Here is a 13,810-nt window from a genome sequence, read left to right as displayed (position 1 = left end):
CTCCCACCCATCGCCTAAACGATGAGCCGGGGTATTGCCATAATTGGCACTGGCTTATCAAGCACCCTGTTGAGTTCTCAAAGAACAACCGCACATCGAAACCGAACCTCGCTCGGAGGCTCGCTCTCAAGGCAACCGTTCAAGCTTACCTGGTCGTTTTCGCCTCGCAGGAACCGGGGTCCCTGCTGGCCTCGCCCAAGTGGTTTCCCTAGGTGGGAAAGAGTGGCTCTGGCAGACCGGCCGACGATCGTTGTCCGATCAATCCGCCCGGCTCCCTGCCGGCTGTGTCACTCTACCCGGTCGGCCTCGCGGCTGCAAATTCGCGGGGCTTGTTTCAGCCCGTCTGAATCACCTGCCGCACCGCCCGGCGCTGAGGTCAAGCATAGCTCGCCCTCCGCGGCCCCCGAGGCCACCTTCCGGATTGTCACTTTCGTGGCTGTCCGTACCGGTTTCCCGCGGGCAGAGAAGAAGTTACGGGACACGGGTGGGTGACCGCAAATCGACGTCCATGCCCGCCTCAGTGGCGCGGTCGCACACGCAGGAAGGAAACCGTGACAGAGTGGCGTCATGAACGCATCCGAGACGCTGGCGGTCGACGCGTTCCTCAGCCTCATCGTGCCGCTCTGGCAGATCGTGATCGGCCTACTTGTGCTGGTCACCGTGGCTGTCTCGGTGCACCGGCTGTTCTTGAGGGGCCCCTCCCGGATGGGAGGGGCACTTCTCTTGGTGGGCGGCGCCGTGGTCGGACTGGCCGTCGTCAGCTATCTCGTCGAGACTCTGTGACGCCGGATACACCTTGATCAGAGCCGGCGGTTCGCCAGGCTCGGCAGCTCGGCCCGGATGGTCTCCAGCCGCTCCAGGTCCAGGTCAGCGAAGGTGACACCGACCGTGTCCGGCGCCTGAGCCAGCACCGTCCCCCACGGGTCGATGATCATGCTGCGGCCGAAGCAGGTGCGGCCCGGCTCGTGATCGCCGATCTGACCCGCGGCCAGGACGTAACACTGGTTCTCGATCGCGCGGGCACGGAGCAGCACCTCCCAGTGGTCCCGGCCGGTGTGCAGCATGAAGGCCGCCGGCACCACCAGGATCCTGGCGCCGGCCACCGCGAGGCGGCGGTAGAGCTCCGGGAAACGCAGGTCGTAACAGATGCTCAGACCGGTGGGGACGCCGTTGATCTCCGCGATCACGGTCTCCGCACCCGGCGCCACCGAACGCGACTCCTGGTAGGAGACGCGACCCGCGATCTCCACGTCGTACAGATGGATCTTGCGGTAGGTGGCAGCTAGCGCGCCGTCCGGCGCGAACAGCAAGGTCGTGTTGAAGGTCCGGCTCTCGTCCGGGCCGGTCTCGTGGAACGAGCCGGCGTGCACCCAGATGCCCAGCTCGTGGGCGGCCGCGGCGAAGAAGGCGGCGAACTCGCCGTCGACCGGCTCGGGTTTCGGTGCGTCGGCCGACCGGCCGAGGAAGTCCACGTATTCCGGCAGCACCGCGAGCTCGGCGCCGCCTGCGGCGGCGCGCTCGAGCAGGCCACGAGCGACGGTGAGATTGTGGGCACGGTCTTCACGTGCGTTCAGCTGGCAGACGGCGACGCGCATGAATTCGAGGGTACGGCCTACGAAGCTCCCGTGGCTTTCTCCGCAGTTGGCCGCAGCCCCGAGGCAGGCTGATGCATCGGTCACCGACTACTGCCGGCTGTCCCCCATCAGCCGCGGGCAAGGGAACCCGCTCGTGGCCAGCACCCCCGGGTCGCAAGTCAGCTCCACAGCATCCGCGTCGCCTGGCCGGCATTCAGGCACAGCGTGCGGCCGCGGTTACATCCCGGCCAGCGTCGGTGGCGGTTGGATCCCGGCCAGCCGGGGCTGAAACGGCACCACCGCCGGCCCGAGTGGGACGGCGGTGGTGGAAGAGCTGGTGAGAACCGCTGATCAGGCGGACTTCTCCTCGCGGTCGGGACGGCGACGCCGGCCGACGAACTCGCGCGGGACGATCGTCGGGATCACGTTCTCCACGACGACCTCGCGGGTGATCACGACCCGGGCCGCGTCGGGGTTGCTGGGCACCTCGAACATGACGTTCTGGAGGACTTCCTCCATGATCGCGCGCAGGCCGCGAGCGCCGGTGCCGCGGAGCATGGCCTGGTCGGCGATGGCCTCCAGCGCGCCCTCGTCGAACTCCAGCTCGACGCCGTCCAGCTCGAAGAGACGCTGGTACTGCTTCACGTAGGCGTTGCGCGGCTCGGTGAGGATCTTGATGAGAGCGTCCCGGTCCAGGTTGCGGACCGTAGTGATCACCGGGAGGCGGCCGATGAACTCGGGGATCAGGCCGAACTTCAGCATGTCCTCCGGCATGACCCTGCTGAAGATGTCGTCGGTGTTCCGCTCCGAGATCGACCGCAGCCGGGCGCCGAAACCGACACCGCTCTGCCCGACCCGCTGCTCGATGATCCGGTCCAGCCCCGCGAAGGCGCCGCCGACGATGAACAGCACGTTGGTCGTGTCGATCTGGATGAACTCCTGGTGCGGGTGCTTCCGGCCGCCCTGGGGCGGAACGTTGGCGACCGTCCCCTCAAGGATCTTGAGCAGCGCCTGCTGCACGCCCTCGCCGGAGACGTCCCGGGTGATCGACGGGTTCTCGCTCTTGCGGGCGATCTTGTCGACCTCGTCGATGTAGATGATGCCCTGCTCAGCGCGCTTGACGTCGTAGTCAGCCGCCTGGATGAGCTTGAGCAGGATGTTCTCGACGTCCTCGCCGACGTAACCCGCCTCGGTGAGCGCCGTGGCATCCGCGATCGCGAACGGCACGTTGAGCATGCGGGCCAGGGTCTGCGCCAGGTGCGTCTTACCGCAACCGGTGGGGCCGATGAGCATGATGTTGGACTTGGCGACCTCGACGTCACTACCCGCGCCGGGCGCGCCGTTCGACTCCGCCTGAATCCGCTTGTAGTGGTTGTAGACCGCGACGGAGAGGGCTCTCTTCGCCTGCTCCTGGCCGACCACGTAGTTGTCCAGGAACTGGCAGATCTCCATCGGCTTGGGAAGCTCTTCCCACTTCACCTCGCCGGTCTCGGCCAACTCCTCCTCGATGATCTCGTTACAGAGATCGATGCACTCGTCGCAGATGTAGACCCCTGGGCCCGCGATGAGCTTCTTGACCTGCTTCTGCGACTTCCCACAGAAGGAGCACTTGAGTAGGTCGCCACCGTCACCGATCCGTGCCACCTACGTTCTCCTTGCTTTGGTTGGCCGGCCGTCAACCGGTCCGTGTCCGAGGACGGATTGCCTCGTTGCCATCTCATCGTCCGCCGACCCGCGTAACTGAGGCTGCGGACTCGACGTTACCCGCAAAGGGGCTGTTCTCCGACCCCCCAAAACGGGCGTGTCAGGGGTCGGCCAGTTTAGCTGTCGCCCGGCCGACCCCTGACATCGCACATTCAGCTTCAGACGCCGACGGTCTGCAGGCTCTTCTTACGCGTTGCCAGGACGACGTCGACCAGGCCGTACTCCTTGGCCTCGTCCGCCGTCATGATCTTGTCGCGGTCGATGTCCTTGCGGACCTTCTCGATCGACTGGTTGGAGTGGTGCGAAATCATCTCCTCCAGCTGAGTCCGCATCCGCATGATCTCGCGGGCCTGGATCTCGATGTCCGACCCCTGGCCGTAACCACCCTCGGTGGCCGGCTGGTGGATGATGATCCGCGAGTGCGGCAGGGCCATCCGCTTGCCGGGCGTGCCGCCGGCGAGCAGGACCGCGGCGGCGCTGGCCGCCTGGCCGAGGCAGACCGTGCTGATGTCGGGCCGCACATACTGCATGGTGTCGTAGATGGCCGTCATCGCGGTGAACGAGCCACCGGGCGAGTTGATGTACATCAGGATGTCACGGTCCGGGTCGGTGCTCTCCAGCGTCAGCAGCTGGGCCATCACGTCGTTGGCCGACGCGTCGTCCACCTGGACGCCGAGGAAGATGATCCGGTCCTCGAACATCTTGTTGTAGGGGTTCGACTCCTTGACACCCCACGAGGTGCGCTCGGAGAACGAGGGCAGCACGTAGCGGTTGTGCACCGGAGCGAACCCGGGAGGCATGGTCAGGTCGGTCATGGTTCAGCTCCTCAGTTCAGCGTTCCGGCACCGTCGGGGACCTGCTGGGCCCCGGTGATCACCTTGTCGATGAAGCCATAGTCCTTGGCCTCGGTGGCCGTGAACCAGCGGTCCCGGTCGAAGTCGGCCGCGATCTGCTCCGGAGTCTGTCCCGTGTGGTACGCGATCCGCTCCTGGAACATGCGCTTGGTGTAAAGCATCTGCTCCGCCTGGATGGCGATGTCGGCGGCGGTGCCGCCCATGCCACCGGACGGCTGGTGCATCATGATCCGCGCGTGCGGCAATGCGTACCGCTTGCCCGGGGTGCCGGCACAGAGCAGGAACTGCCCCATCGACGCGGCCATGCCCATCCCGACGGTCGAGACGTCGTTGTCGATGAACTGCATCGTGTCGTAGATCGCCATGCCCGAGTAGACAGAACCACCGGGCGAGTTGATCCACAGGTGGATGTCCGCCTCCGGGTCCTCGGCGGAGAGCAGCAGCAGCTGCGCGCAGATGCGGTTGGCGACCGCGTCGGTCACCTCGCTGCCGAGGAAGATGATCCGCTCACGCAGCAGGCGGTTGTAGACCGAGTCGTCGAGGTTGCCACTGAGTGATTCGCCCCGGCGCAGCGAGGGGCTCGCGGGGATGTGGAGATCGGTCATGGCAGCCCTTCACAGCTGACTGTGTCGGCCGAACGATCCGGCCGGCAGGTTGTCCGTCGTACGACCAACCTAACTGGTCGGATGCGCATCAGCTTCCCGCTCGGGGGACTGTTCGCTGACAGCGCACCCGCGTACCCGTACCGGGAAATGCCGACGGCCACCGCGCAGCGAAATGCTGCGCGGTGGCCGTGCGGGGTTGATCTCTCTCAGTGGTTGTGCCCGGCGTGCTCGTCGTCGCCGTTGCGCAGGTCGTCGAGGGAGAGCGTGTTGCCGTCGCTGTCCTTCATCGTGACCTGCTCCATCACCGAGGCGAGGGCCTTGCCCCGGCGCACGTCGCCGAAGACGGCGGCCGCGGCGCCCGAGCGGACCAGCTGGTCGTAGTACTGCTGGGGCTGCATCTGGGCGCGCTGCGCCCGGTGCACGATCTCGTGACCGAACTCGTCGTCGCTGACCTGGACGTCCTCGGCGTCGGCGACGGTGTCGAGCAGCAGCTGGATCCGGACGCCCTCCTGGGCCGCCTCGGTCAGCTCCTGGTCGATCTGCTCCTCGGTCTTCTCCTCGGAGGCGAGGTAGTCGGCCAGGGTCGCGCCGATCCGCTCCAGCTGGTCGGTCATGGCCTGCTTGCGGCCCTCGACCTCCTCCTTGACGACGCCCTCGGGAGCCGGGATGTTCGCCGCCTCCACGAGCTGCTTGAGAGCCTCGTCACGGGCAGCGTAGATCTGCTCGACCTTCTTCACCCGGGAGAGCCGCTCGCGCAGGTCGCCCTTCAGCTCCTCGAGGGTGTCGAACTCGCTCGCCAGCTGGGCGAAGTCGTCGTCGATCTCGGGGAGCTGCTTGTCCTTGACGGTGCGCACGACGACCTTCACCTCGGCGTCGCGACCGGCGAAGTCGCCGCCGACGAGCTGAGTGGTGAAGGTGGCCTCCTCGCCGGCGGAGAGGCCGACGAGCACCTCGTCCAGACCGGGCAGCAGCTGCTTGCTGCCGACCTCGTGGGAGATGTTGGTGGCCGAGCCGCCCGGCACCTCCTCGCCGTCGACGGTCGCGTTCAGGTCGAGCTGGACGTAGTCGCCCTCCGCAGCGGCGCGCTCCACGGTCTTCAGGGTGGCGAAACGCTCCCGCAGGCCGTTGATCTGCTCCTCGATCTCGCTGTCACCGATCTCGACGGCCGGAACCGTCACGGTGATGCCGGAGAGGTCCGGGACGGTGATCTCCGGGCGGACGTCGACCTCGGCCGTGAACTTCAGCGGCGCGTTGTCGGCGAACTCGGTGATCTCCACCTCGGGACGGCCCAGGGTCTTGACCTCGTGCTCCTGGACCGCGGCGAGGATCTGCTGCGGGATCGCCTCCTGCACGGCCTCGTTGAGGACCGCGCCCCGGCCGACCCGCTGGTCGATCACGGCAGGTGGAACCTTGCCACGACGGAAGCCCGGCACCTGAACCTGCGCGCCGATCTCCCGGTACGCCTTCTGCAGGCTCGGCTTGAGCTCGTCGAACGGCACCTCGATGGCGAGCTTCACCCGGGTCGGGCTCAGAGTCTCGACGGTGCTCTTCACAGGCGTACTCCTTGTTGCTGCGGATAGATGGTGGCAGTCGGGGTGGCGGGATTTGAACCCACGGCCCCTCGCTCCCAAAGCGAGTGCGCTACCAAGCTGCGCCACACCCCGTGGCGTCGGCCAGTGTATGCGGTCCGCTTGCCTGCGTGTGCGCTGGAGTCACCTGCTGGGGAATCCGGTTCGCGCGGACGGGAGATGATTCAGTAAGCTGTGCACGAACCCCGGACGTTCTCGGGGATCATGCGGGCGTAGCTCAATGGTAGAGCCTCAGTCTTCCAAACTGATTACGCGAGTTCGATTCTCGTCGCCCGCTCTCTCGCATCAGCCCAGGTCACATGACCTGGGCTGAGTCATTTCCGGTCGGCTGCGGCGGTGAAGGCGTTCTCCTGGGCGAGGCGCCGCAGGGCGCTGATCGCCTGGTCCATCAGCACGGTGCCGAGCACGATGCGCTCGGCCAGCTCGCCACGATGGACGGCCGGCGGCAGGCCGGCCACCTCGCTGCGGGCGAGTGGTTCGAGGGCGTCCGCGTACGGATCCAGCAACCGCGCGATGTCGGCGTCGGCGTCGGCCGCCGGGCTGGCGTCGTCGTTGCCGATCGGGCCGGACAGCAGGCGGAGCGCCGCGAGGACGGCCGCCAGGTCGGCACGGGCCGGCGAGGACTCGCCGACGGTCCACTTCCGCGCCGCGAGGTAGCGGTCGACGGCCGGCAGCGCCTCCGCGGTGTGCTGGTGGGCGACCCGCCGGGAGACCGCCGCGTGGGCGGCGGCCGCGACGTCGGCGGCGCCGCGCTCCGGGTCGTCGACGGCGGCCAGCACCTGCTGGGTCTGCTCGACCGTGAGCCCGCCCACCTCGAGCAGGGCCCGGATCAGGCGGATCCGGTGCAGGTGCCGCTCGTCGTAGCGGGCCTGGTTGCGGGCGGTGGACTCACCCCGCGGGAGCAGGCCGATCCGGATGTACCACTTCACGGTCGCGCTGGAGACGCCCGCCCGGCTCGTCAGATCCGCCATCCGCATGCCGCCATCCTAGACATGGATAGTGGATAGTCCTACTATCCGTTTTAGTCGCTCGAGGAACGGGAGAGAACGATGCTGGTGATCGGCGCCACGGGAGGCACCGGACAGGAAGTAATCCGACAGGCGCTGGCGCGCGGCCGGCAGGTCACCGCCCTGATCCGGCGCGACACCGACCGGGCCGCCCTGCCCGGCCGGGTCCGGGCGGTGGTCGGCGACGTGCTCGACCCCGGGTCGCTGAGCACCGCGCTGGCCGGTCAGGACGTCGTCGTGTCGGCACTCGGCGTGCGACGGGGGCAGCCGGCGGGCAGCGTGCGGTCGGCCGGCACGGCCACCCTGGTCGCCGCGATGACGGCGGCCGGCGTCCGCCGCCTCGTCGCCGTGTCGTCGGTCGGGGTCGGGTCGAGCGCCGCCGCCCAGACCCGGCCGGCCCGCCTGCTCTGGCCGCGGCTGGCCGGCCCGGACCGGCTGCCCGAGGCGTCGCGCGCCGAGGACTCGATAACCGCGTCGGCTCTCGACTGGACGATCATCCGGGCGCCCCGGCTGGTCGACGGCCCGGTGAGCGGGCGGCTTGCGGTCGGCGAGACCCTGCGGCTGCCGCTGAGGGCTCAGTTGCGCCGGTCGGATCTGGCGCGGGCGCTGCTGGACAGCGCCGAGGACGAGGGCTCCATCGGGCGGCGGACATCGGCGATCACGCGGGCCGGAGCTTGACAGGTGACCAAATGGTCACCTAACTTAGCGTCATGACAGACGACGACCGGGTGTTCAAGGCTCTGGCCGATCCCAGCCGTCGCTTCCTGCTCGACCTGCTCTTCGCGCGTGACGGCCGCACGCTCACCGAGCTGGAGTCGGAGCTGGAGATGACGCGGTTCGGCGTGGCCAAGCACCTGCGGGTGCTCGAGGAGGCGGGTCTCGTCGTCGCGCGCCGGTCCGGCCGGGAGAAGTTGCACTTCCTCAACCCGGTCCCGATCCGGCAGATCCACGACCGGTGGATCGACAAGTACACCGAGCACCACGTGACCGCACTCATCGATCTCAAGCACACGCTGGAGGAAGAGTCATGAGCACCACGCAGGTCTACCGAGTCTGGATCAAGGCGAGCCCGGAGAAGATCTGGACCGCGATCACCGACCCGGGGTGGAACGCGCGCTACGGCTACGCTGCCCCGCAGTTCTACGAGCTCAACAAGGGTGGCCGGTTCCATTCCACGGCCACCCGGGAGATGAAGGACTACGCCGCCGCCAACGGGTTCGAGATCCCCGACACGATCGTCGACGGGGAGGTGCTCGAGGCCGAGCCGCCGCGGCGGCTGGTGCAGACCTGGCGGATGCTGATGGACCCGACCACCGCGGCCGAGCCGTTCACCACGCTCACCTACGAGATCGAGGACGCCGGTCCCGGCGTCTGCCGGGTCACCGTCACCCATGAGCTGGCCGGTGCGCCGGCGCACGCCGCGATGGTCGCCGGCAGCCCGGAGGCGGCCGCCGAGGGTGGCGGCGGCTGGGCGTGGGTCCTCAGTGACCTCAAGTCGCTGCTGGAGACCGGCAAGACAATGGCGGCCTCCTGACGGAGAGTCACCAGCCGGCTCGGCACCGCCGAGCCGGCCACCGCCGGTCAGCCCACGTAACGGCGAGCCGTCGAGCGCCGCTGCTCCTCGTCCAGGACGCCGAGACGGGCCTCCACCACCGCCGGCCGCGGCCGGCGGTGCGTGATCAGCCAGGCCGCGCCGCGCACGGCGTCCAGCACGCCGAGCAACGAGGTGCGGTCGCGCGGGACGGTCCGGGCCAGAAAGAGCGTCCGGCGTACGGCGGCGCCGACCGGCCGTCGCAGCCAGGTGAACCAGAGCGTGTTGCGCAGGCCGACCCGCCGCCGGTGCGTGGCGTCGCGCAGCGCTGACGCCCGGTGATGCACGGTCAGCTCCCCCAGATAGCAGAGCTCCCAGCCGGAGCTGAGCAGATCGGTGGCGAGCAGCTCCTCCTCCCCGCCGAGCCAGAGCCGCTCGCTGAAGCCGCCGGCCGCCTCGAACGCGCCGCGCCGCACCACCGACGCGCCGGCCAGGAAACTGCCCAGCGCGGGACCCGGCAGCCAGTCCGGCGCCGGAACCGGCGAGTCCCGCAGCTCGGCCACGATCGGGTCCTCGGCGCCGGACGGCTCGACCACGATCCGGGCGTTGACCAGCGCCAGGCGCGGGTGCTCGTCGAGCACGTCCGCGGCCAGAGCCAGTGAACCCGGGGCCCACCAGGTGTCGTCGTCACAGAACGCGACGTACGGCGTACGCAGTCGTCGTACCCCGATGTTGCGACCGACGGCCCCGAGGTTCGCGCTCAGGGCGACCACCTCGACGGCCGGGAATCGGTCGCGGACCGCGTCAGCGGTCCCGTCGGTGGAACCGTTGTCGACCAGCACCACATGGGGTGCCTCCGGCAGTTGCAACAACCTTTCCACGCAGGCCAGCGCCTCGTCGCGCCGCTGCCACGTGATCACCACGACGCCCACCCGTGAGTCCCCCATGCGCGGTGGCATACCCACGATTCGGTTATCCGCACGCGATGCGGGCAAGCGGGAGACGAACGTTCCCCGAACGAGGAGGCGACATGGTGGACCCGCGCGACATGTACCCGAAGCCCGAGCTGGACGGCGGCGACCAGCAGCCACCCGGCCTGACCTCGGCCATGCCGGACCGGCCGGACCACGGCGAGCAGAGCTACCGCGGCACCGGGCGGCTGACCGGCCGCAAGGCGGTCATCACCGGCGGCGACTCCGGGATCGGGCGGGCGGTGGCGATCGCGTACGCCCGGGAGGGCGCCGACGTGCTCATCTCCTACCTGCCCGAGGAGGAGACGGACGCGGCCGACACCGCGCAGTGGATCGAGAAAGCGGGCCGCAAGGCGGTCACCGTGCCCGGCGACATCCAGGACGAGGCGCACTGCCGGGCGATCATCGAACGGGCCCGGCAGGACCTCGGCGGGGTGGACATCCTGGTGAACAACGCCGCCTACCAGATGGCGCAGCCGGGCGGGATCACCGAGATCACCGACGAGCAGTTCGACCGGGTCATGAAGACCAACCTGTACGCGATGTTCTGGCTCTGCCGGGCCGCTGTCCCGCACATGCCGCCCGGCTCGACGATCATCAACACCGCGTCGGTGCAGGCGTACCTGTCGTCGAGCGCGCTGCTCGATTACGCCACCACCAAGGGCGGCATCGTGGCGTTCACCAAGGCGCTCGCCGAGGACCTGGCCGAGAAGGGGATCCGGGTCAACGCGGTCGCGCCCGGACCGATCTGGACGCCGCTGATCCCGGCCACCATGCCGGAGAAGAAGGTCAAGTCCTTCGGCGGCGACACCCCGATCGGGCGGGCCGGGCAGCCGGCCGAGCTCGCGCCCGCATACGTCTACTTCGCGAGCCCGGAGTCCAGCTACACCACCGGCGAGGTGCTCGGCATCACCGGTGGCAAGCCGGTCAGCTGAACAGGCCGACGGTCCAGTTGAAGGCGTCCATCACCCACTCGGTCTGGCGCAGGTGAGCGAACCCGACGCCGACCAGGAACAGCCCGGCGACCATGTGCGAGCCGCGGGCGGTGTGCCGCACCCGGCCCATCTGCCGCTCCAGCACCAGGCGGCCGACCAGGCGGGACAGCGCGAACACGCCCGCGGCCACGCACACCGTCACGAGGAAGACGGTCGCCGCGGTGGCGAACGAACCCTCCGACGACAGCACCCAGATGCCCCAGCAGACGAAGGCGAAGACCAGGGCGGCGTTCGACCACTCGCTGCCGCGGCGCAGCCGGCGGATGTGCCAGCTGAGGCTGCGCGGCTCGCTCGGGCCGTGCCCGGGCTCCTCCGGCCAGCCGGTGCCGGTCGGCTCGTGCTCGGCGCTGAACTGCTGGGTGCGCTGGGTGACCCGGGCCCGGCCGCGGGTGAACGGCGACTGCTCCGGCTCCGGCGCCGGCGGCACGCCCGGCGCCGCGGAGATCGGTGTGGTGGGCGGGGCCGACTGTGCGGTCGGTTGGTCGGCCCACGGGTCCTGCGGCGGCATGTCGAGCGTCCGCTCGGACCACTGCGGTTGCTCCGGCATCGTTCCCCTCTCGGCCTGCGTACGACGGCGACGTCAAGGTCGAGCGTAGCGAGCCAACAAATCGGTCGCCTTCACCCACGGCAGTCCGTTACACACGAGCCATGAAGGATGCGTTGCGACTGCGGCCCGGCACTGCGGACGATCACCCCGCGGTGATCGATCTTCTCGACACCGTTTTCCACGAGGAGCTCTCGGCGGGATACCGGGAGGTCACGGCGAGCGTCTACGAGCCGGAACGCGCGCTGGTGGTGGAGGACGCGGGCGCCGTGGTCGCGCACACCAACATCCTGAGCAGGGATCTCACCGTGCCAGGCGCGATCGTCCCGGCCGCTCACGTGACCGGTGTCGGGGTGCTTCCCACGCACCGCCGGCGGGGCCTGTTGACGCGGATGATGCACCAGCAGCTGCGCGACGTGGCCGAGGCCGGGCGCGAGCCGATCGCCGTGCTCTGGGCCAGCGAGACCAAGATCTACCCACGGTTCGGGTACGGTCCGGCGTCCGCCCGCCTCAGTCTCTCGATCATGAATCGTGAGGTTCGTCTCCCGGCGCCGCCCGCCGAGCCCACCGGGCAGCTGCGCATGGGCGATCCGCACGATCTGCTGCCCGCCATCACCAAGGTGTTCGAGCAGCTGCGGCCGGAGCAGGTCGGCTGGTCCAGCCGGGACGAGCGCTGGTGGCGATATGTGCTGGTCGACCCGAAGGACGACCGGGACGGCGCCACCAAGCGGTATGCGGTGGTCCACGAGGGCGCGGGCGGACCCACCGGGTACGCGCTCTGGCGGGTCAAGGACAACTGGACCGATCACGGGCCGAACGCCGAGGTGCAGGTGCGTGAGGTGGCGGCCACCGACCCGGAGACCTATCAGGCGCTCTGGCGGTTCCTGCTCGGCATCGACCTGAGCCGGTCGGTGACCGTGCGCCTGGCCCCCGTGGACGAGCCCCTGCAATATCTGGTGGACGAACCCCGGCGGCTCGGCGCCATGCTCCTGGACGGGCTCTGGGTCCGGCTGATCGACGTGCCGCGCGCGCTGGCCGCCCGGCGGTACTCGGCGCCCGTCGACGTCGTGCTGGACGTCACCGACCCGCTGCTGGAGCAGAACACCGGGCGGTGGCGGCTCACCGGCGGGCCGGAGGGGGCGACGTGCACGGCGACCACGGATCCGGCGGATCTGGCCTGCACGGTGACCGAGCTCGGGGCGGCCTATCTGGGGGCGACGAGCCTGTCGTCGCTGGCCGCCGCGGGGCGGGTCCGGCAGCTCACCGGCAACGACCCGACCGCCGCGTTCCGGTGGCATCGGGCGCCGAGTCCGACCGAGGTGTTCTGAGCGGGGCGTGGCGGCGGTAGCGTCGGCGGCATGGGTCAGCCCGAACGCCGGCGCCGCCGCGTGCGCCCCTCCTCGACGTCCGCCCCGGCTGAGCCGGCTGCTCCGCCGGCTTCTCCGCCCGCTGCGACGCCGAGCCCGCCTGCGCCGAGCCCGCCTGTCCCGGGGCCGCCCGCGGTGCCGGGGCCGCCCGCGGTGCCGGGGCCGCCGGCTGTGCCCGCGCCTCCTCCGGTGCCGGGACCGCCGGTGGGATCGCCGGCTGTCCCTGCTCCCGCCGGCGAGGGTGGGCAGCGGCGGAGTGGCTTCGGACGGCGGCCGACCTCGGGTGCGGGAGCCGGTGCCGACGAGCGGGAGGCCGAGCGTGGCCTGCGCGGGCTGGTCGGTTCGGGGTCGTCGCAGGTCAGCGTGGGGGCGGCGCTGCGGGCGCGGGACGCGTCCCGGCCGACCGACGAGCAGATCGCCGAGGCCGAGCGGGACCTGACGATCGTGCGGCGCAACTGGCTGCCGCGCGAGGACCTCCCGCGCCGCTGAGGAGCGTGTGGAGTTCGGGCGCGGAGCGCGCCCGAACGGTGGAACTCGGGCGCGGAGCGCGCCCGAAGTTCACCCGGTGGTTCAGGCGGTGGGGGCGGATTCCGGGAGGTCGGGGAGTTCGCGGGCCACCTCGTAGTCGGCGAGCTGGGCGATCCGGCGGGCGTGCCGGGCGTTGCCCGAGAACGGGGTGGCGATGAACGCCTCGACGAACGCGGTGGCCTCGTCCAGGGTGTGCTGGCGGGCGCCGATCGCGATCACGTTGCTGTCGTTGTGCTGCCGGGCCAGCTCGGCGATCTCGGTCTTCCACACCAGCGCGGAGCGGACACCGGGCACCTTGTTGGCGGCGATCTGCTCGCCGTTGCCGGAGCCGCCGATCACGATGCCCAGCGAGCCCGGGTCGGCCACCACCTTGACGCCGGTGTGGAAGCAGAACGCCGGGTAGTCGTCCTCGGGGTCGTAGGCGTGCGGTCCGACGTCGACCACGTCGTGCCCCTGCTTGACCAGGTGGTTGACGAGGTGGTTCTTCAGCTCGAAGCCGGCGTGGTCGGAACCCAGGTAGAGACGCATGTCGGAAAGTCTT

General features: G+C 69.7%; 16 protein-coding genes and 2 tRNA genes. 8 read left to right on the top strand and 10 right to left on the bottom strand.

Translation table 11 applies throughout. From position 1 onward, the window contains the following. Positions 1–567: 567 nt before the first annotated feature. Positions 568–783, top strand: a complete 216-nt coding sequence (locus AB0F81_RS34885) for a hypothetical protein (RefSeq protein ID WP_360204174.1) — start codon at positions 568–570, stop codon at positions 781–783. A 17-nt stretch (positions 784–800) separates the two neighbouring features. Here the strand turns inward: AB0F81_RS34885 and AB0F81_RS34880 are convergent, their stop codons facing one another. From AB0F81_RS34880 to AB0F81_RS34855, 6 genes are all read right to left on the bottom strand, one after another. Further along, positions 801–1,595, bottom strand: coding sequence for a carbon-nitrogen hydrolase family protein (locus tag AB0F81_RS34880; RefSeq protein ID WP_360204173.1), 795 nt, complete (start codon positions 1,593–1,595; stop codon positions 801–803). Positions 1,596–1,925: 330 nt separating this feature from the next. After that, positions 1,926–3,218: an ATP-dependent Clp protease ATP-binding subunit ClpX gene (gene clpX, locus AB0F81_RS34875; protein ID WP_360204171.1), complete on the bottom strand. Its 1,293-nt coding sequence runs from the start codon at positions 3,216–3,218 to the stop codon at positions 1,926–1,928. A 218-nt stretch (positions 3,219–3,436) separates the two neighbouring features. Continuing rightward, a complete protein-coding gene (locus AB0F81_RS34870) occupies positions 3,437–4,093 on the bottom strand; it encodes an ATP-dependent Clp protease proteolytic subunit (protein WP_360204170.1) in 657 nt (218 codons plus the stop codon). A gap of 11 nt (positions 4,094–4,104) precedes the next feature. Beyond that, positions 4,105–4,737 (bottom strand): ATP-dependent Clp protease proteolytic subunit, encoded by a 633-nt coding sequence (locus AB0F81_RS34865; protein ID WP_360204168.1) that lies wholly within the window; start codon positions 4,735–4,737, stop codon positions 4,105–4,107. Positions 4,738–4,943: 206 nt separating this feature from the next. After that, on the bottom strand, positions 4,944–6,290 hold the full coding sequence (gene tig / locus AB0F81_RS34860) for a trigger factor (protein WP_360204166.1): 1,347 nt from the start codon (positions 6,288–6,290) through the stop codon (positions 4,944–4,946). Positions 6,291–6,327: 37 nt separating this feature from the next. After that, positions 6,328–6,401 (bottom strand) — tRNA-Pro (locus AB0F81_RS34855). A gap of 131 nt (positions 6,402–6,532) precedes the next feature. On the opposite strand from AB0F81_RS34855, the gene AB0F81_RS34850 reads away from it, so the two are divergent. Beyond that, positions 6,533–6,603 (top strand) — tRNA-Gly (locus AB0F81_RS34850). Between the two features lie 37 nt (positions 6,604–6,640). Here AB0F81_RS34850 and AB0F81_RS34845 read toward each other — a convergent pair. Then, positions 6,641–7,303, bottom strand: a complete 663-nt coding sequence (locus AB0F81_RS34845; RefSeq protein WP_360204164.1) for a MerR family transcriptional regulator — start codon at positions 7,301–7,303, stop codon at positions 6,641–6,643. Between the two features lie 72 nt (positions 7,304–7,375). Between AB0F81_RS34845 and AB0F81_RS34840 the strand changes: the two genes are divergently transcribed. Genes AB0F81_RS34840 through AB0F81_RS34830 form a run of 3 tightly spaced genes read left to right on the top strand, consistent with a single transcriptional unit; the run spans position 7,376 to position 8,867 of the window. Next, positions 7,376–8,011, top strand: a complete 636-nt coding sequence (locus tag AB0F81_RS34840) for an NAD(P)H-binding protein (RefSeq protein ID WP_360204163.1) — start codon at positions 7,376–7,378, stop codon at positions 8,009–8,011. Between the two features lie 32 nt (positions 8,012–8,043). Beyond that, positions 8,044–8,364: a metalloregulator ArsR/SmtB family transcription factor gene (locus tag AB0F81_RS34835; RefSeq protein WP_360204162.1), complete on the top strand. Its 321-nt coding sequence runs from the start codon at positions 8,044–8,046 to the stop codon at positions 8,362–8,364. Beyond that, positions 8,361–8,867 carry an SRPBCC domain-containing protein gene (locus tag AB0F81_RS34830; protein ID WP_360204161.1) on the top strand — a complete coding sequence of 169 codons (507 nt, stop codon included), beginning with the start codon at positions 8,361–8,363 and terminating at the stop codon, positions 8,865–8,867. The genes AB0F81_RS34835 and AB0F81_RS34830 overlap by 4 nt, the downstream gene beginning before the upstream one ends. A gap of 47 nt (positions 8,868–8,914) precedes the next feature. Here AB0F81_RS34830 and AB0F81_RS34825 read toward each other — a convergent pair whose 3' ends face one another. Next, positions 8,915–9,811, bottom strand: a complete 897-nt coding sequence (locus AB0F81_RS34825) for a glycosyltransferase (protein ID WP_360204159.1) — start codon at positions 9,809–9,811, stop codon at positions 8,915–8,917. Between the two features lie 83 nt (positions 9,812–9,894). Here AB0F81_RS34825 and AB0F81_RS34820 point away from each other — a divergent pair, with 83 nt between their 5' ends. Beyond that, a complete protein-coding gene (locus AB0F81_RS34820) occupies positions 9,895–10,770 on the top strand; it encodes an SDR family oxidoreductase (RefSeq protein WP_360204157.1) in 876 nt (291 codons plus the stop codon). On the opposite strand, the gene AB0F81_RS34815 is transcribed toward AB0F81_RS34820, so the two are convergent. Next, on the bottom strand, positions 10,763–11,377 hold the full coding sequence (locus AB0F81_RS34815; protein WP_360204155.1) for a DNA-directed RNA polymerase II: 615 nt from the start codon (positions 11,375–11,377) through the stop codon (positions 10,763–10,765). The genes AB0F81_RS34820 and AB0F81_RS34815 overlap by 8 nt on opposite strands. Before the next feature lie 101 nt (positions 11,378–11,478). On the opposite strand from AB0F81_RS34815, the gene AB0F81_RS34810 reads away from it, so the two are divergent. Next, positions 11,479–12,702, top strand: coding sequence for a GNAT family N-acetyltransferase (locus AB0F81_RS34810; RefSeq protein WP_360204154.1), 1,224 nt, complete (start codon positions 11,479–11,481; stop codon positions 12,700–12,702). Between the two features lie 243 nt (positions 12,703–12,945). Further along, positions 12,946–13,230, top strand: a complete 285-nt coding sequence (locus tag AB0F81_RS34805) for a hypothetical protein (RefSeq protein WP_360204153.1) — start codon at positions 12,946–12,948, stop codon at positions 13,228–13,230. 81 nt (positions 13,231–13,311) lie between these two features. On the opposite strand, the gene AB0F81_RS34800 is transcribed toward AB0F81_RS34805, so the two are convergent. Continuing rightward, positions 13,312–13,797: a ribose-5-phosphate isomerase gene (locus tag AB0F81_RS34800; protein WP_360204151.1), complete on the bottom strand. Its 486-nt coding sequence runs from the start codon at positions 13,795–13,797 to the stop codon at positions 13,312–13,314. Between the last annotated feature and the right edge of the window lie 13 nt (positions 13,798–13,810).

Source organism: Actinoplanes sp. NPDC024001 (assembly GCF_040638955.1).
Taxonomy (GTDB): Bacteria; Actinomycetota; Actinomycetes; order Mycobacteriales; family Micromonosporaceae; genus Actinoplanes.
The sequence above is the reverse complement of the archived record's forward strand: the minus strand, read 5'-3'. Positions and strand labels throughout refer to the sequence as shown.